Below are 17689 nucleotides of genomic sequence, written 5' to 3' on the forward strand. Positions count from 1 at the left end.
AGTGTCGCTACGGGGCCAGTGCGATGGCGTCGATCTCGACGAGGATGTCACCGAGGCGCGAACCGACCGTGGTACGCGCCGGACGATGAGTGCCGAATCGCTCACCGAAAACCGAATCGAATTCCGCCCAATCCCGTTCGACGTCCTCGAGGTGCACCGTGACCTTGACGATCCTGTCGAGGTCTGAACCGGCGGCTTGGAGCACGGCCTGCAAGTTGTCCAGGGTGTGTCGCGTCTGCTCACCGATGCCGGTGCCGATGACTTCTCCGGTCTGCGGGTCGACGGGGGCCATGCCTGCAGTGAAGACGAAACCTGATGCGACAACGGCCTGCCCGTACGCGCCGGCGGGGCGGGGTGCGAGCGTGGTGCTGATGATGTCCATCGATGATCCTTTCGTGGGGTTAGAAGTACGTGTGTACGTACCTGACAACTCGGTTATCAGCATCGATGACGGGCAGCGCCCGCCATTTGTCCATGGTGGTACAGGGATGTGAAAGACCCAGTGCGACAATCTCACCGACCGCCAGGTGGAAGTCGAGGGGTATCTCCAGGTAGGCGTGTTGATCGTTGAGTTCGGTGATGGTGCCCGCCGCGGTGCGCTCGGCGCCCGAATTGGGGTCGATGACGCGTAGCGGTATCGGCAGTCCCAGGTCGAAACCGATGTCACGACGTCCGGCATTGAGAATGGCCAGTTGGGCTTCGGGCCGCGAGATCACCTGGGCCCAGACCTCCAAAGCAGGCCGCAGGCCGGTGCTCCACGGGAAACTGGGCGAACTGGAGGCATAGAACTCGTGATCGTGCAAAAGGTAACACCCACTGCGCAGGACGGTCGTGACCGGTCGCGTCAGCGTCCAGGCATGGCCGAGTTCTTCGGCCACAAGGTCGAAGAACGTGCTTCCGCCGCAACTGACGACGAAGGAATCACGGTCGGCACCAAGCAAGCCGGCGGCATCCAGTTCTTCGGTAGTTGCGCGTAATCGGCGAAGATAGGCCGTGATCGCGGTTTCGACTTCAGTCGTCCGCTGCGCGCCGATCGTCCCTTCATATCCGGCGATGCCGGCAATGGACAGCCCCGCGTCGACCGCAGCCCGGGCGACCGCGTCTGCCGATTCGGCGTCACGCACGCCCGCTCGGCCACCCGGATGCCCGATTTCGATGAGCATCCCGGCCTGGCGTCCAATTCCGGCCAGATGTCGTCCCGCCACCTCGGCACCCCTGACCGAATCGATGAACAGGTAGAACTCGAACTCCGGGTCGTCTTCGAGCTGGCCGCGTAACCACCGCAGAAATTCGGTGTCGACTGACTCCGCGGCCAGTACGAGGCGGCGAGTTCCCCAGGACCGCGCAAGGCGGAGCTGTGACGGTGATCCGACAGTGAACCCCCACGCCCCGTGCGATGCCTGTAGTTGCGCCAGTTCCGGCGACATCGCTGTCTTCAGGTGCGGTGCGTGCTGGATCCCGAAGCGCTGGCAGACCTCGGCCATCAGCGCGGCGTTGTTCCGCAGCGCGGAGTCATGGATCACCGCGACAGGCCACATGAACCCGCTGGCCAGGGCGCTCACGGGCTCGGCACTGAGGTGAGAAGCCTTGTGGGGCAACCCTTTGAACACGGCGTCGACGTGTGCGACGTCGGCGCCGCTGGATAGTGGTGCGGACACAGGCTGCCTCATCTTCGATTAGTAGTCACAGTAGCTTTCACTATCATCATCATATAGTATCTCTTTACCGCACACCTTCGACCAAAGGAGTTCAGTTACATGGCCGACCGACTTGCGCTCGTCACCGGCGCCGCCTCAGGGATTGGCCGCGCCAGTGCGCAGGCCCTCGTCGAGGGAGGGTGGCAGGTGGCGTTGGCCGATCGCGACCCCGCCGTGGAACAGGTCGCCTCGGAATTGGGCGCCCAGGGAACGATTCTCGACGTACGAGACACCGCTTCTGTTGATGCTTGGGCGAATTCGCACCAGGATGCTGTCGCCCTGGTCAACTCTGCGGGAATTTGCGCCGGCGAGTACCTCATCGATTCCACCGATGAGGACTGGAACACCGTGATGGACATCAACCTGATGGGTTCGGTGCGTGTGCTGCGGGCCTTTGCCCGCAACCGCGTCGCTGCAGGCGGTGGCGGAGCGGCCATTCTGATCGCATCGAACAACGCATTCTGGCCGTGCCGCAGCATCAGTCAGTACTGCGCGTCGAAGGCGGCCGTGACGATGCTGGGAAAGACTGCGGCGTCCGAACTCGGCGAGCACCAAATCCGGGTCAACGTCGTGGCTCCCGGCGAGACCGACACTCCGATGACCCATGAGGCGCTCGAAGACGAGGACGAGATGCGGGAGATCGTCCGGCGTACGCCGCTCGGCCGCATCGGTTATCCCTCTGATATCGGGGCAGCCGTGCGCATGCTGCTTTCCCCCGACGCATCGTGGATCACCGGCCAGCTGATCTCGGTCGACGGCGGAATCAGCCTGCGTGGCGAGTCCGACCTCAACCCCGTTCACCAGGAAGGTTGAGTCGACCTGTGAACCAACGTGTTTCGCAAGCCGACAGTGAGACCACATTGCGCGCAGACGCGATGCTGAGCGAGTCGGGGTTGCCCGCCGAACTCGTTCCCGCACCAAGTCCACGACGCTTCGCCGACGGAGCCGATTTCCGCATCGAAATCCCATCAGTCGAGGGACCGCAGGTATTGCGAGCCCTCCTCGACGAAGCGGACCTGCGCGGCGTGACTGTCAACCGGGTGTCACAGGGCAGCGGGGCCATGACGTTGACTGTCGCCGAGCAGACCGAGATGGCACAGATCGGGGCAGATCGGGCCATAGAGGTGTGCCTGTTCGTCGGGCCCCGTGAGGAGTGGGGGATCGCGGCGATGTCACGTGCCGACGACGGAGGTGCCATGCACGGGTCGATTCGTGGTTTGAGGCAGCTGCGCTACGCCGTCGAGGATGTGTTCCGTTCGATCGAATGCGGCATTCGTAGTTTCTTGATCGCGGATCTCGGACTTCTCGAGGTCCTGGTCGGTGCCCAGCGAGCCGGCACCATCCCCGGCGATGTGGTGTGGAAAGGTTCGGTCCTGTGTGCGCCGTCTAATCCCGCGTCTCTGGTGCTGCTGGAGCGGTTGGGCGCCACGACGGTGAATCTGCCGACGGACATGTCGATCCACGAACTCGCCGAGATGCGTGCTGTCACAACGGCCCCGCTCGATCTGTATGTGGAGGCCCCCGACCCGATGGGCGGAGTCGTGCGCGGTGAGCAACTCGCCGACCTGGTCCGCATCACCAGGCCCCTGTACGCGAAATTCGGTCTCCGAAATTCGGCCGGGCTGTACCCGAGTGGATTACACATCGTCGACCAGGCATCCGTCATCGCCCGCGAGAAAGTGCGTCGAGCCGCTGTGGCACTGGAGTGGGCGGACCGTTGTGGTGGCGGTTTCGCGCAAACCGTCGGTGCTGCCGCCGACCTTGGCATTCCCGTGCGGTGACCGTGGCGCTCAAACACTCCACCCCACAGGCCAATCCACCGTGGCAGGTTGCGGTGCCGGCGCGGGCGGAGCTGGGGGAGCATCCGCTGTGGGACAGTCGGTGGCACCGACTGTTCTGGACCGACTGCGCGGCAGGCACGGTGCACTGCAGCAATCTGCCACAAGACACCGTCGTGTGGTCTGCGCCGGATGGCGCGCCCATCGGGGTCGCGTTGCTTCGTGCCTGCGGAGGCCTGGCAATCGCGACAAGCGACCACATCGTGTTGCTCGGCAGCGATGGCCGGGCCGACCGCGATCCGATCGAACTGCCGATCGACACCGCGGCCGTCAGGTTCAACGACGGCTCGTGCGATCCTGCCGGGCGGCTACTCGTCGGCACAACCGGTGGCCATGCCGACGGATTGGGAGAGTTGTTCTCTGTCGACGCCAACGGTACGGTGCGCCGTCTGCTCGACGGTCTCACCGAAGCAAACGGCATCGGTTGGTCGCCCGACGGCCGAAGCATGTACTTCGTCGATTCGGGTGAACCCGTGATGTACGTCTTCGACTACGACGTAGTCGGTGGCCGTCTCGGAGAACGCAAGGAGTTCACGCGGATTGACCCCACGCTCGGCTACCTCGATGGGCTCACGGTCGATGAGGCGGGTGACGTGTGGGTTGCCATCTGGGACGGGGGCCGGTTGCACAAGTACACGCCGGACGGGCGCTTACGCGCCGTTATCGACGTTCCGGTCAGTCGTCCCACGTGCCCGGCGTTCGGGGGTCGCGACCTCGGAACGTTGTACGTCACCACAGCACGCGACGACGTCGGCGGGGAATCCCGGGCGGGCCAGGTGCTGGCGTGGCCAGGAGCCGGGCGCGGCATCGCGCCCTACCGGTTCGCAGGCTAGGGGCGCCGCACGTTGCATTACAGCGTTGATGAAAGGGAACATCCATGACATCAGATCGTGCCGGCCGGGGCCCGGGAACGACACACGCGAGTGGGCTCGTCGAGACATCACCAACGGAGCATGGTGAAGTCATGCAGCGGGCGGCGCAGGCCAGCCACGCCTGGGCAGCGACCCCGGGCTACCGCCGCGCAAGCGCACTCCGTGCCATCGCCGAAGCCCTCGATCGGCAGACAGATGACCTCGTCGAGATCGCTGAAGCCGAAACCTGGCTTGGCGCAACACGACTGACGGGTGAAGTCGCCAGAACTACGGCACAGTTGCGGATGTTCGCCGAGGTCATCGAGCACGGCGCTCATGTCGTTCAACCTGGCGTGACCGTCCCCGGCCGCACCGACGCCGAACCGACCGGGCCGGAACTCCGCCGCTGTCAGCTGCCCGTGGGGCCCGTCGCTGTGTATGCCGCCAGCAATTTCCCGTTCGCATTCAGTGTCGCTGGAGGGGATACCGCCTCGGCATTGGCGGCCGGCTGCCCGGTCATCGTCAAGGCTCACCCCGCGCATCCGGAGCTCTCGTGGCACACCGCGCGCATCATCGAGGACGCTTTGTCCACGGCGGGGGTTGGCCCCGGAGTCTTCGCACTGGTCTCCGGTATGGAGGAGGGAACACGGCTGGTGCAGGACCCGGTGATCCGTGCAGCGGCTTTCACCGGGTCGTCCGAGGGAGGTCGCGTGCTTGCCGATCTCGCCGCGGCCAGACCTGATCCGATCCCGTTCTATGGCGAGTTCGGCAGTGTCAACCCGGTTTTCGTCCTGCCCGGGGCCGTTGTCGACGTCCCAGGATTCGTCACGGAGTACCTTGACTCGCTGACTCTCGGCGGCGGTCAGTTCTGCACCAATCCGGGATTGCTCATCGTGCCTCGACAGCTCGACCTGCTGCCCGAGGTTGCACGGCAGGTCTCGCAGCGACCCGCTGCGGCGCTGCTGAGCGCCGGCATCCAGCAGGCATTCACGACCAAGGTCGATCGACTGCGGACCATCTCGGGCGTCACCGTTCATGAGTCGCGAGCGGCTGTTCCCGCGGCTGGATTCCACGTTCGCCCGGTTGTGCTCACCGCCGGCGGTCATACGGCCATGCGCGACCGTACGCTCATGGAGCAGGAAGTCTTCGGTCCCGCCGGGGTGATCGTCCAGTATGAGGACGCCGACGAACTGCTTGCGCTGTGCGCGGGATTGCAAGGCTGCCTTGTCACTTCGATCCACGGCGGTGGTGACTCCGCCCTCGTGCGTGAGGTGATCCGTGAGGCGTCCCGGCGCTCAGGGCGTGTCGTGTGGAATTCGTGGCCTACCGGGGTCGTGGTCGGTACCGGTCAACACCACGGCGGGCCATTCCCCGCCACCTCGAATGCATCGGTCACCTCCGTCGGACCCGACGCGATCATGCGCTTCCTACGGCCGATCGCCTTTCAGAATCTGCCTGTCGAGCTGTTGCCGTCTGAGGCGCAACGGTAGTGCCGGGGGCGAATATGCCGGCGGACGCGCAGTCGGCACTGGACAGCTTGGTCACTGCCCGAGTGATGTCGGAGACGGTGCCTGGCGCGGTCTACGTGGTGTTCACCGCAGATGGACCCGTGTTCAGCGGTTCAGCCGGTGTCGCCGGAGGCGACGGTCGTCGTCCATGCCCCGACACCGCCTTTCGTATCGCCTCGTGCACGAAGAGCTTTACCGCGGCGGCAGTTCTGCGCCTCCGTGACGCCGGGGTCCTCTCGCTCGACGACCCAGTTGCCAAGTTCATCGACATCGGGCCTTGTGAGCTGCCCGGCGCACAGAGCGCGCCTCAGACGGCGACTATCGGTGCGCTACTTGCCATGTCAGGCGGACTCGCCACCGACAATCCGTGGGCTGACCGCCAGGAGTCCATGTCTGAATACGAGTTCACCGCATTATGCCGACGCGGTTTCACACTCACCAGCGCCCCAGGGACCCGCTACGAGTACTCCAATCTGGGGTACGCACTGCTGGGTCGAGTCATCAGGCAGGCCAGCGGGGCGAGTTACCGCGAGTACGTGACCGACAGTCTGCTCCGGCCACTGGGGCTGTCGCACAGTGCGTTCGACGCAGCGCAGTGCACCGCACCGGGCGGCGTCACCGTGGGCTTCCACCGGGTAGGCGACCAATGGCGGCCGGCTGCCGTCAGCACCCCCGGCGCGTTCTCGTCGATCGGCGGGCTGTACATGACCGCCAACGAGCTCGCCGCGTGGTGCAGCTGGCTGGCAGCCGGATACCCGTGGGGTGCGATCGGTGATGACGTCTTGGCCGCGAGCAGCCGCCGGGAAATGCAGCAGCTTCATCAACTCGACCCGGTACGCGTACAAGGCCAAGTGCGGGCCGGCGGTTATGGCTACGGGCTCGAAGTCGAACTACACGACTGCGGAGTCGTGGTCTCGCACCGCGGGGGTTACCCGGGATTCAGCGCCCAGATGGCGTGGCACCCTGAGACGCAACTCGGAGTCGTCATTCTGGAGAACGCGTCGTATGCGCAAACGCCGGCGGTCACGGCGCTGCGGCATGTGCTGGCCGCCGCGGGGTTGCCGACCCGCTCGGCGCTCTGGCCCGCGACGATTGCGGCCCGTGACGAAGTGGAACGCCTCTTGGCCCGGTGGGACGACGCCGTAGCGGACCGACTCTTTGCCGACAACGTCGACCTGGATCTGCCGCGACAGCATCGTCGTGCCGAGATCGTCAGCGCTGCAATGCGTATCGGGTTCTGCGAGGAGTGCAGACATCGACCCCTTGCGTCATGCGAGCCCACCAGTACGTCACCCGCGAATCTGGAGTGGACAGTAACCGGACAGCGTGGCGAGTTGCGCTGCGCGATAACCCTCACTTCTGTCAATCCACCCAAGGTGCAGTCGATCACGTTGTCGTCGAAAGGATCTGACTGCCAACAGGATCGAGACGGCGGTAGGTGACGACTCGGTGGGCTTCGCTATCAACGGTATGAGTGGATGGACAGGATGAGAACATGCAATTGAGACGTGTATCCGCACGGTTTGTCGCGATCGTCGCCGCGAGTGGTGCAGTGCTCTCCGGCTGCGGTGGGGGCCACCAGCAGGGCGCGCAGAACGCCGGTACCGCCGACACCACCGGTGCTCTCCCGGCGGTCATCCCCGACACCGTTCGCATCGGTGTCGGAGCGTCGACCGTGTCGATCGACCCCGATCGCGCGACGCAGGAAGTCGATGTGATGGCACTCGCGATGATATCCGGCACGCTGCTGACTCAGAGCGGCGGAAAAGCTCAGCCGGGCCTGGCAAGTGGCTGCGAATTCGACAAGTCGCAGCTGCACTACACCTGCACACTGCGAGACGGGCTGAAGTTCTCCGACGGAAGCGCGCTCACCAGTGCTGATGTCGTCGCGTCCTTCGAGCGTGCCCTTCACGATCCCGCCAACGCGAACGCCGGCATCATCGACTCGTTGGAATCGGTGGCGGCCCCGAGTCCTACCAAGGCCGTATTCACCTTGCGGCAGCCGACCGCGAGCTTTCCCCTGGCTCTGACAGAAGCCCCAGTCGGGATCTTCCCGGCCGCGGCTGCGACCAATCCGCAATTCTGGCACCAGCCCGTATCGGCCGGACCTTACAGGCTGGTGTCCAACACCCCCAACGAAGTGGTGTTCACGAAGAACGGCAACTATCCCGCGGAGTTGCAGCCGGTGGTGCCCAACATCGAATTCAAGGTCATCGTCGACACCAATACTCGCCTGGCACAGCTGAATACGGGACAAATCGACATCGCGAATCAGCTGTCGGCGCCGTTGGCCAAGCAAGTGAAGCCGCCCGCCAAGACGTTCGCCACGCCACAGTACGGTGGCGTCTACCTGTACCTGAACAACCTCAGCAAGCCGCTCGACGATCCCAAGGTGCGGCAGGCTATTTCGGCTGCGATCGATCGCAACCAAATCAACGACATCGCCTATCTCGGCCAGAACAAGGTGCTCGGCAGCTTCCTGCCGTCGTCGATGGAGGGGCATGACACGGCCGCTTCCACCGGTCGAGACATCGAGAAGGCAAAGGCGTTGCTGCGGGGGACGGCCTGTCAAGACGGGTGCGAACTCAGCATCATGGTTCGATCGGGTTTCGCGCCTTACGACGCCATCGCCACCATCATCCAACAGAACCTCGCCGACGTCGGCATCAAGGTCTCGACGCAACTGGTAGATCAGGCGACCGCCGATACGAACGAACAGAACGGCAATTTTCAGATGGAGGTCGGCAACCTGTTCGATCTCGTGAACGCACCGGAATTGGTGATGCTGCCAATCGGTTTGACGCGTGAGGGCGGCATCAATTCGCTCTATTCCTCCTACGCGTCGCCCGAGATGAACACACTGGTGAGTCAACTGTCGGCGGCGGCGGACCCGGCTGCGCGCGCCGACGTCCTCGCCAAGGTCAACGCGCTGTTCGCGCGCGACCTACCGTTCGTCCCACTCGTCGATCAAGCCAACATCTGGGCATCATCGATATCGCCACGGATCGTGGCGTTCACCCCGGCCGGGGTGTATCAGGTCGGCACCGCCAAAACCGGGCCTGGGCAATAGGTTCCGGTCCCAGGAGCTGGATCCCCTGCCCATGTCCGCAGTGTCACGTCACGCTGCGGAGGGTGCGAGGCCGACGCTCGAGCTCTACGGGTTATCAAGTGCGCCAAAGACTTTCGTTGACACTGCGAGTGTGCTGTAGTTCACTACTAGAGATAGTATCAGTTGATGACGGGATGTGTTTATGACTGACGGTCAACGGCGTCGTGGTCCGCGGATCTTGGCGTGGCCGATTGTCGTGTGCGTGGCAACGCTGGTTGCCGCCTGCGGTGGCGCTGCGCCAAGCCAGGACTCGGCGTCCACGACGGCCAGTGTCGACGGCGCCCTACCGGCCGACGTTCCCTCAGCGGTGTCGATAGGTGTCGGGGCGCCGCTGGGCACCCTGGACCCCAACCGTGCTGTCGCCGACGTCGATGTCATGGCGCTGTCTCTGATCGCCGGCACGCTCGTCGAGCAATCCCCGGATGGTGGGGTCAGGCCATCGCTGGCCAAAGAGTGCACACTCGCAGGCGACGGGCTGTCCTATGCATGCGAGCTGCGGCCGGGCTTGAAGTTCTCCGACGGTAGCCCACTGACGAGCACTGACGTTGTCGCGACGTTCAGCAGGGCACTGGCTGATGAGGCGAATGCCAACGCCGGACTCATCGCCCCGCTGTCGCGTGTGACGACGGTCGGCGAGTCCACGGTCGTGTTTCACCTCAAGTACCCGGCGGCCAGTTTTCCGCTGGCCTTGTCCGAACCGCTGCTGGGCATCTACCCGGCGGGGCGGATGGACACGCCTGGCTTCTTCGTCAATCCCGTATCTGCGGGTGCATACCGTCTGGATCGCGGCGGTAACTCGGAGATCGCGTTCGCCAAGAACGCCGAGTACCCGCGTGAGTTGGCTCCGGTGATCGACAGGGTCATGTTCCGCGTCGTTGTCGATGCCAACACGCGTCTGATGCAGCTGCAGACCGGGCAGCTCGACATCGCCCACCAACTGCCTGCAAACCTGGCTACTCAGGTGACTCAACCCGCCGAGGCCTATGTCGCAAGCCGCTACGGCAGCGTCTTCCTGGAAATGAACAACAGGTCTGGGCCGTTGCGAAACGTAAAGGTACGGAAGGCCATTTCGGCGGCCATCAATCGCGACCAGATCAACGACATCGCTTACCTGGGGCGAAACAAACCGCTCGGCGGGTTCCTGCCCTCCAGCATGGAAGGCCATGATCCGAACGCGGCTACCGCACAAGACCTTCCAAAAGCGAGGGAACTCCTTCGCGGCACGGAATGTGAGGATGGCTGCACGTTGGAGATCATGCAGAAGTCCGGGTTCCCTCCATATGACACCGTCGCCCAGATCATCCAACAAAATCTGGCGGCGATCGGAATCAAGGTGAACATCAACACAATCGACGCATCGACCCTGGCTGCCAATGAGCAGAACGGCAACTTCCAGTTGCAGTCCAATGATCTGTGGGATGTCGTCAACTCGCCGGAGTTGGTCATGCTGCGGTACGGGCTCACTCCCAAGGGCGGCATCAATTCGCTGTGGTCTGGCTACGATTCGCCGACGATGACCAGGTTGATCGACGACTTGTCCGCCACGTCCGACCCGGTTCAGCGCAAAGCCCTCCTCGATCAGATCAACGTGACCTTTCAGCAGGATCTGCCATACGTACCGTTGACCGACTTCGCCACCACGTGGGCGTCGCGAATCTCACCGCGCTTGGTGGCTTTGACGCCCAGTGGCGTCTACCGGGTTGGTACCAGCCAGCGGGGTCCGGGACTGTGAGCGTGACGGTGGAGGCCCCAGACAGCCCTTCGGGCGATCTCGAAGGCCGAGCGGGCAGGCGCGCCGGTCGCGCCAGAAGTATCGCGATGGCCGTGGGTAAACGGCTCTTCGACTCGGTCATCGTGACCATGATCGTCGTGATCCTGAGCTTCATGCTGGTACACCTCGTCCCGGGCGACCCGGCCCGAACAATTCTGGGATTTCACGCTTCACCGGACAAGGTCGCGGCGTTGCACAAGTCCCTGGGACTCGACCAACCACTGTTCGCTCAATTCCTGAGATATATCGGTGATGTCGTCCGTGGGAATTTCGGCGAGTCCGTCGCGCATCCGGGACAGTCGGTGGAGAGCCTGCTCTTACCTCCGTTGGGGGTCACCCTCTCGGTCATCGCGGTCACTGTGGTGGTCTCCGTTGTTGTCGGATCATTCAGTGGACTTGTTGCGGCACTGTCGAAGTCAGCGCTGCTCCGCAACGGGCTGGAAGTGGTGTCGACCGCGTCGCTGGCAACTCCGCCGTTCCTGCTCGGGCTTGCCATGCTGTTGTTCGTCGCCGTGCGATGGGGCATGGCGCCCGCCGGCGGGTGGGCCGGAAGTTGGCCTGCCAACGCTCAGTACGCCTGGCTGCCGGCACTGGCACTGAGTGCGTATCTAGGCGCGCTCGTGCATCGCGCCGTTTGGACCAGTGCTCGGCAGGTGATCAATGAGGACTTCATCGAAGCCGCTGTCCTGCGCGGGCACAGCGCGCTTCGCGTGTCGCTCCGCCACGTGCTGCCGAACAGTTTGATGCCCACCATCTCGGTGGTCGGCATGAACATCGGCACCCTGATCGGGGGAGCGGCCGTGATCGAGGCTGTCTTCGACCTCCCCGGCATCGGGACACAATTGGTCAACGCGGTTTCGCAGCGCGACTATCCCACCATTCAAGGCGCCGCTGTCATCACCGCGCTCATCGTCCTGGTCGGCAACCTCATCGCAGACCTCTTACACGCCGTCGTCGATCCAAGGGCACGTTCATGACAGACCTGGCGCAGACCGCCAAAACCATTCGCATACCGCGTATTTCGCTACGCGTCAACCACGTCTTCCTTGCCGGGGCCAGCTTGCTGGGTGTCATCGTCGCGGTATGCACCGTCGGCCCACTGCTGATCACCACGTCGACCACGGATTTCGTCGGGGTGCCGCTGACAAGCCCCAGCCCGGCGCATCCGTTCGGCACCGACGCCTTCGGGCGTGACGTCTTCATCCGGACGTTGGCCGGTGGCAGGCTCGACCTCGGTGTGGCTTTCGTCGGCGTCGCCGTGCCTCTGTTCGTGGGCACACTGATCGGGATCGCATCAGGACTGGTGGCCGGGTCACTGCTCGACCGGGTAGTGATGCGCACGGTCGACGCAATCCTCGCATTTCCGTTCAACATCCTCATCCTGGCGCTGGCCGTCGTGATGGGCCAGTCCACGACTTTCTGGTTCCTGCCGGCGGGCGTCCCGGGAATCCTGGTGGCACTGTTCTTGACCAGTTGGAGCGTGTACGCACGCATCGCACGTGGTGAGACGTTGTCCATCCGCCGGCGTGACTTCTTGGTGGCCGCTCAGGTGAGCGGTTTGAGTTGGTGGACCGTCGTACGCCGTCACATCTACCCCAACGTCCTGCCCGCTACTTTGACCTACGCGCTGTCCGACGCCGTCCTTGTCATCGGCGTTATCGCTGCCCTGCCATTCCTCGGGGCAGGGGTGCAACCACCGACACCGGAGTGGGGCAGCATCATCTACGACGGCCGCTCGGTGCTCAGCGACGCGCCGTGGGTTTGTTTGGGTCCGGGCACCTTCATCGTGCTGACCGGTATTGCCGTTCGCTTGATGGGCCAGGGATCCCGTGTCCTTTCCGAGGACGCGAAATGACCGTTCGTGCGTCGGCCACTCTGGAGAATCCAATGCCCAACATTCCCGTCGACGCAGGCAGCGGCGTATTGCTGTCCGCTCGCGAATTGGTGATCACCGCTGGCAATTTGCCCATCGTGGACTCTGTGAGTTTCACCGTCGCGCCGGGGGAACGACTCGGCATCGTCGGCGAGACAGGGTCGGGGAAGTCGATCACGTGCCGGGCTGTTCTCGGCGCGTTGCGGCGCAAGGGGATGACGGCGTCGGGCGAACTTCGCTACCGGGACAAGGACTTACTGGCGCTCGACGATCGGAGCTGGCGGCAGATTCGTGGCCGTGAGATCGGCTTCATCCCGCAGAGCTCGCTGAACTCGCTCAACCCGGTCATGCGGGTGGGCCAACAGCTGATCGAGACTGTGCGACTCTTCGGTGTCGCAAAGAGCGATGCACACCAGCGTGCGGAAGAGCTGATGGCCGCGGTCCAAATGCCGGATCCCAAAGGCGTACTCGCCAAGTACCCACACGAGTTGTCCGGAGGAATGCGGCAGCGCGTCATGATCGCGCTGGGCATCGCCGGCCAACCGCGTCTGCTCGTGGCCGACGAACCCACCACCGCCCTCGATGTAACAGTCCAGCGTAGATTGCTGGAATTGCTCACCGGGCTCTGCGAGTCGACTGGTATGGCGCTGATACTGGTGACCCACGATCTTGGCGTCGTCAGCGATGTCTGCGACAGCGTCCTGGTCATGTACGCCGGACAATCCATGGAAACCGGGTCTGCCGGAACGCTTTTCGGCCGCTCGCGCCATCCCTACACCGCCGCGCTGATGCAGGCCCGCCCGTCGATGGCCGACACTGCGGACTTCCGGTTGCGAGGGCTGCCCGGGCGTCCGCCGGCCGTCGGCGCCTGGCCGTCAGGTTGTCGATTCGCCGACCGATGCCAGTTCTCCACCCATCGATGCACACGCGAGCTGCCCGCCATCGTCGAGATCGAATCAGGACACCATGTCCGCTGTGTCCTTCCCGGGGAGGGTATGGATGTCTGAACAACTCGTTGACGTCGCCGAGGTGACCGCCGGATATCGGCCTGACGAACTCACTCTCCACGGCGTTTCTCTGACCATCGGGGCGGGCGAGTCGGTAGGACTGGTCGGTGAAAGCGGCAGTGGAAAAACGACTTTGGCGAAAGTCATCATGGGTCTGGTGGCCATCCGCTCGGGTTCCATGCGTATCTGCGGTCGAGAGTGGGGTAAGCGACCCGCCCGCGATCCGATGCGGCGAAGGGTGCAGATGGTCTTTCAGGATCCGTACGGGTCGCTCAATCCGAAGCTCACCGCGGAGGAGGTCGTTGCGGACTCGTTTCATCGCTGGAACCAGGGTTCACACCGCAGTGCGCTAGAACAAGCCCGCCGCCTGCTCGATGAGGTGGGGCTGCCGACTCGAGCGTTGCAATCGCGAACAGCACGACTCAGCGGTGGGCAATGCCAACGCGTCGGCATCGCCCGGGCCCTGGCATGCGGACCGGACCTCCTCGTGGCCGACGAACCGACTTCGTCCCTTGATGTTTCGGTGCAAGCACAGATTCTCAATCTGATGCGCACGTTGCAGGAGGAGCGGGGCTTGTCGCTGCTGCTCATCAGCCACGACCTGGCTGTTGTCCGGTACATGACCGAACGGGCAGCGGTCATGTACCGCGGCCGAATCGTCGAACAGGGCTCAAGTGACAAGCTTTTCACTCAACCAGAGCACCCGTACACCGCGCTGTTGGTCGATTCCATACCGGGCAGTGGTCTGAGTGGACGACGTGCTTGCGAGAGTTGAGCGCGATACGGCATTGCGCTCACATTGGGCCATGAACAAGAGCGCCCCCGGGGAATTCCCCGGGGGCGCTCTCGTGTGTACGGCCTGTTAGAACGCCGCTTCTTCCAGCTCCATCACATCGTTGTCGAGGGTCTCGACAACCTGGCGGGTGCTGGTGAGCAGCGGCAGCATGTTCTTGGCGAAGAACGACGCCGCGGCGATCTTGCCGTCGAGGTACGCCTTCTCGTCGCCGGTCACGCCTGCGTCGAGCTTTTCGATGGCCACCGCGGCCTGGCGCAGCAGCAGCCAGCCCAGCAGCAGGTCACCAACCGACAGCAGGAAGCGGACCGAGCCGAGGCCGACCTTGTAGATGCTCTTGGCGTCCTCCTGCGCGGCCATCAGGTAGCCGGTCAGGCTGGCGGCCATGCCCTGCACATCCTCGAGCGCGGTGGCCAGCAGCGCGCGCTCGGTCTTGAGCCGGCCGTTGCCCGACTCGTTCTTGATGAACTGCTCGACCTCGCCGGCCACGAACGCCAGCGCCTGGCCCTTGTCGCGGACGATCTTGCGGAAGAAGAAGTCCTGCGCCTGGATGGCCGTGGTGCCCTCGTACAGCGAGTCGATCTTCGCGTCGCGGATGTACTGCTCGATCGGGTAGTCCTGCAGGAAGCCGGAGCCGCCCAGGGTCTGCAGGCTCTCGGTCAGCTTGGCGTAGGCCTGCTCGGAGCCGAAGCCCTTGACCACCGGCAGCAGCAGGTCGTTGACCTTGTGTGCCAGCTCGCCGTCGACGCCGTGCAGCGCCTTGGCGACGTCCTTGTCCTGGAAGGTCGCGGTGTACAGGTACAGCGCGCGCATGCCCTCGGCGTAGGCCTTCTGGGTCATCAGGCTGCGACGCACGTCGGGGTGGTGGGTGATGGTGACGCGCGGAGCGGTCTTGTCCATCATCTGGGTCAGGTCAGCACCCTGCACGCGCTCCTTGGCGTACTCGAGGGCGTTGAGGTAACCGGTCGAGAGGGTCGCGATGGCCTTGGTGCCCACCATCATTCGGGCCTGCTCGATGACGTCGAACATCTGCGCGATGCCGTTGTGCACCTCGCCGACCAGCCAGCCCTTGGCAGGCTTGTCGTGTTGGCCGAAGGTCAGCTCACAGGTGGCCGAGACCTTCAGGCCCATCTTGTGCTCGACGTTGGTGACGTAGACCCCGTTGCGCTCGCCCAGTTCGCCGGTCTCGAAGTCGAAGAGGAACTTCGGCACGAAGAACAGCGACAGGCCCTTGGTGCCCGGTCCGGCGCCCTCAGGGCGGGCCAGCACCAAGTGGAAGATGTTCTCGAACAGGTCATCGGAGTCGGCGGAGGTGATGAACCGCTTCACGCCGTCGATGTGCCACGAGCCGTCGTCCTGCTTGACGGCCTTGGTGCGTCCGGCACCCACGTCCGAACCGGCGTCGGGCTCGGTGAGCACCATGGTGGCGCCCCAGCCGCGCTCGGAGGCCAGCACGGCCCACTTCTTCTGCTCTTCGGTCGCGTTGTCGTAGAAGATCTGCGCGAAGGCCGCGCCGCCGGCGTACATCCACACGGCGGGGTTGGCACCGAGGATGTGCTCATTGAGCGCCCACAGCAGCGCCTTGGGGGCGGGCACGCCGCCCAGCTCCTCGTAGAGGCCGACCTTGTCCCAGCCGCCGTCGATGGCTGCGCGGACGGACTTCTTGAAGGACTCGGGCAGCGTCACCGTGTGGGTCTTGGGGTCGAACACCGGCGGGTTGCGGTCGCCGTCGGCGAACGAATCGCCGATCGGTCCCTCGGCCAGGCGAGCCATCTCGCTGAGCATCTCGCGGGCGGTATCGGCGTCCAGATCGGCGTAGTCGCCCGTGCCGAGCGCCTTGTCCAAACCGAAGACATCGAACAGGTTGAATACCTGGTCACGGACATTGCTCTTGTAGTGGCTCACATTTCCTCCTCGATGAGAATGCCACTTGCGGTTGGGTACTCGGATTAAGTTACCCACCAGTAACTGCACCCAACTATACCGTTCGGTAACTTCAACGCAAAGCCTTCGCGAGCAATTTCCGCCGTCTAACCAACCCAACGGTTGATCGATCTTGACGTATGCGCCGCGAAAGCGCCGTGACCTGCGGTTACGTGAGAATGTGAACCTCGTCACGAGACGACTGTCTACGGTGATCGCATGCAGCGAATCGCAGTGTGGGGCACAGGAAACATGGGGTCTACAGCCATCCGATCGACAGTGGCGTTTCCGGGTCTGGAACTGGCGGCCGTGGTCACCTCCACGCCTGACAAGGCTGGTCGCGACGCCGCGAGCTTCGCCGGGCTCGACGCGCCGACCGGAGTCGCCGCCACCACCGACGTCGACGCCGCGCTCGAAACCAGCGACGCCGTGGCCTACATGGCCTCGGGCGATATCCGGCCCGAGGAGGCGATCACCGATATCGAGCGCTGCCTGCGTGCTGGCAAACATGTGGTGACGCCGTCGCTGTACTCGTTGTACGACCCCAGGTCGGCGCCGCCGGAGTGGGTGGACCGTTTGACCGCGGCCGCCGAGGAAGGGGGCGCCGCGCTGCTGGTGTCGGGCGTGGATCCCGGTTGGGGCAACGACGCGCTCGCGGTGATCGCAGCGGGCCTGTGCACGCGGATCAAGACCATCCGCTGCCAGGAGATCTTCGACTACTCGACCTATGACCAGCCGCATTCGGTGCGCGTACTGTGCGGCTTCGGCGGTTCGATGGATGAGGTGCCGATGATGCTGCTGCCGTCTATTCCCACCATGGTGTGGGGCGGCAACGTCCGGCTCATCGGCCGCGGTTTGGGCCTGGAGATCGACGAGATCACCGAAGAACTCGAACGGCGCCCACTCGATGCCGACGTCGACAACGGCATGGGGCGTTTCGAGAAGGGCACCCAGGGCGCGTTCCGGCTCCAGGTCATCGGATGGGCGGACGGTGTCCAACGTGTCGTCGTCGAACACGTCACCCGCATCGACCCGTCCTGCGCACCGGACTGGCCTCGGCCCGACGAGGGCGCGGGCGATCACCGCGTGATCATCGACGGCGATCCCCAGCTGACCATCGTGGTGCGCGCCGACGTGCCGGGCGGCACACGAGCCGACGGCGGCAACACCACGGCCGCCAACCGCCTGCTCGGCGCCATCGCCTGGCTGGCGACCCAGAAGCCCGGGATCTACGACGGGCTCGACGTACCGCTGCGCTCAGCGCTACCGGCAGAGGCCGAGAACGCCCGCTGGGCCTGACGCCTGCCGAGCACTTTTTC

At 64.2% G+C, this 17689-nt stretch carries 15 protein-coding genes; 12 read left to right on the top strand and 3 right to left on the bottom strand.

Annotated features, from left to right (window positions below; genetic code table 11):
• Window positions 1–7: 7 nt before the first annotated feature.
• Window positions 8–382, bottom strand: a complete 375-nt coding sequence (locus RMCB_RS34615) for a Rid family detoxifying hydrolase (protein ID WP_029371628.1) — start codon at window positions 380–382, stop codon at window positions 8–10.
• Window positions 383–401: 19 nt separating this feature from the next.
• Entirely contained in the window at window positions 402–1658 is a 1257-nt protein-coding gene (locus tag RMCB_RS34620; RefSeq protein WP_062832361.1) for an alanine racemase, read from the bottom strand.
• Between the two features lie 99 nt (window positions 1659–1757).
• Here RMCB_RS34620 and RMCB_RS34625 point away from each other — a divergent pair, with 99 nt between their 5' ends.
• From RMCB_RS34625 to RMCB_RS34675, 11 genes are all read left to right on the top strand, one after another.
• Window positions 1758–2510, top strand: coding sequence for an SDR family NAD(P)-dependent oxidoreductase (locus tag RMCB_RS34625; RefSeq protein WP_062832362.1), 753 nt, complete (start codon window positions 1758–1760; stop codon window positions 2508–2510).
• A gap of 8 nt (window positions 2511–2518) precedes the next feature.
• Complete coding sequence (locus RMCB_RS34630) at window positions 2519–3478, top strand: hypothetical protein (RefSeq protein ID WP_201028394.1); 960 nt, start codon at window positions 2519–2521, stop codon at window positions 3476–3478.
• Between the two features lie 2 nt (window positions 3479–3480).
• Window positions 3481–4368, top strand: a complete 888-nt coding sequence (locus tag RMCB_RS34635) for an SMP-30/gluconolactonase/LRE family protein (protein WP_063979711.1) — start codon at window positions 3481–3483, stop codon at window positions 4366–4368.
• 44 nt (window positions 4369–4412) lie between these two features.
• Window positions 4413–5876, top strand: a complete 1464-nt coding sequence (locus RMCB_RS34640) for an aldehyde dehydrogenase family protein (protein ID WP_062832364.1) — start codon at window positions 4413–4415, stop codon at window positions 5874–5876.
• A gap of 14 nt (window positions 5877–5890) precedes the next feature.
• On the top strand, window positions 5891–7336 hold the full coding sequence (locus RMCB_RS34645; RefSeq protein ID WP_062832365.1) for a serine hydrolase domain-containing protein: 1446 nt from the start codon (window positions 5891–5893) through the stop codon (window positions 7334–7336).
• 233 nt (window positions 7337–7569) lie between these two features.
• Window positions 7570–8964 (top strand): ABC transporter substrate-binding protein, encoded by a 1395-nt coding sequence (locus tag RMCB_RS34650; RefSeq protein WP_165606372.1) that lies wholly within the window; start codon window positions 7570–7572, stop codon window positions 8962–8964.
• Between the two features lie 241 nt (window positions 8965–9205).
• Window positions 9206–10735 carry an ABC transporter substrate-binding protein gene (locus tag RMCB_RS34655; protein WP_165606373.1) on the top strand — a complete coding sequence of 510 codons (1530 nt, stop codon included), beginning with the start codon at window positions 9206–9208 and terminating at the stop codon, window positions 10733–10735.
• A gap of 86 nt (window positions 10736–10821) precedes the next feature.
• On the top strand, window positions 10822–11751 hold the full coding sequence (locus RMCB_RS34660) for an ABC transporter permease (RefSeq protein ID WP_029371619.1): 930 nt from the start codon (window positions 10822–10824) through the stop codon (window positions 11749–11751).
• Window positions 11748–12629, top strand: coding sequence for an ABC transporter permease (locus tag RMCB_RS34665; protein WP_062832368.1), 882 nt, complete (start codon window positions 11748–11750; stop codon window positions 12627–12629). The genes RMCB_RS34660 and RMCB_RS34665 overlap by 4 nt, the downstream gene beginning before the upstream one ends.
• Window positions 12626–13654 carry an ABC transporter ATP-binding protein gene (locus RMCB_RS34670; protein ID WP_084388696.1) on the top strand — a complete coding sequence of 343 codons (1029 nt, stop codon included), beginning with the start codon at window positions 12626–12628 and terminating at the stop codon, window positions 13652–13654. The genes RMCB_RS34665 and RMCB_RS34670 overlap by 4 nt, the downstream gene beginning before the upstream one ends.
• A gap of 22 nt (window positions 13655–13676) precedes the next feature.
• Window positions 13677–14429, top strand: a complete 753-nt coding sequence (locus tag RMCB_RS34675) for an ABC transporter ATP-binding protein (RefSeq protein WP_072278611.1) — start codon at window positions 13677–13679, stop codon at window positions 14427–14429.
• A gap of 87 nt (window positions 14430–14516) precedes the next feature.
• Here RMCB_RS34675 and RMCB_RS34680 read toward each other — a convergent pair whose 3' ends face one another.
• Window positions 14517–16352, bottom strand: coding sequence for an acyl-CoA dehydrogenase (locus tag RMCB_RS34680; RefSeq protein ID WP_062832371.1), 1836 nt, complete (start codon window positions 16350–16352; stop codon window positions 14517–14519).
• A 237-nt stretch (window positions 16353–16589) separates the two neighbouring features.
• Between RMCB_RS34680 and RMCB_RS34685 the strand changes: the two genes are divergently transcribed.
• Window positions 16590–17669: an NAD(P)H-dependent amine dehydrogenase family protein gene (locus RMCB_RS34685; protein WP_062832372.1), complete on the top strand. Its 1080-nt coding sequence runs from the start codon at window positions 16590–16592 to the stop codon at window positions 17667–17669.
• The last annotated feature ends 20 nt before the right edge of the window (window positions 17670–17689 follow it).

Source organism: Mycolicibacterium brisbanense (assembly GCF_001570425.1).
In the GTDB taxonomy this organism is placed as follows: Bacteria; Actinomycetota; Actinomycetes; order Mycobacteriales; family Mycobacteriaceae; genus Mycobacterium; species Mycobacterium brisbanense.

Coding starts and splice junctions, on each gene's coding strand:
- RMCB_RS34615 (WP_029371628.1), bottom strand. CDS start 382: ATGGACATCATCAGCACCACGCTCGCACCCCGCCCCGCCGGCGCGTAC.
- RMCB_RS34625 (WP_062832362.1), top strand. CDS start 1,758: ATGGCCGACCGACTTGCGCTCGTCACCGGCGCCGCCTCAGGGATTGGC.
- RMCB_RS34640 (WP_062832364.1), top strand. CDS start 4,413: ATGACATCAGATCGTGCCGGCCGGGGCCCGGGAACGACACACGCGAGT.
- RMCB_RS34645 (WP_062832365.1), top strand. CDS start 5,891: ATGCCGGCGGACGCGCAGTCGGCACTGGACAGCTTGGTCACTGCCCGA.
- RMCB_RS34660 (WP_029371619.1), top strand. CDS start 10,822: ATGGCCGTGGGTAAACGGCTCTTCGACTCGGTCATCGTGACCATGATC.
- RMCB_RS34665 (WP_062832368.1), top strand. CDS start 11,748: ATGACAGACCTGGCGCAGACCGCCAAAACCATTCGCATACCGCGTATT.
- RMCB_RS34670 (WP_084388696.1), top strand. CDS start 12,626: ATGACCGTTCGTGCGTCGGCCACTCTGGAGAATCCAATGCCCAACATT.
- RMCB_RS34685 (WP_062832372.1), top strand. CDS start 16,590: ATGCAGCGAATCGCAGTGTGGGGCACAGGAAACATGGGGTCTACAGCC.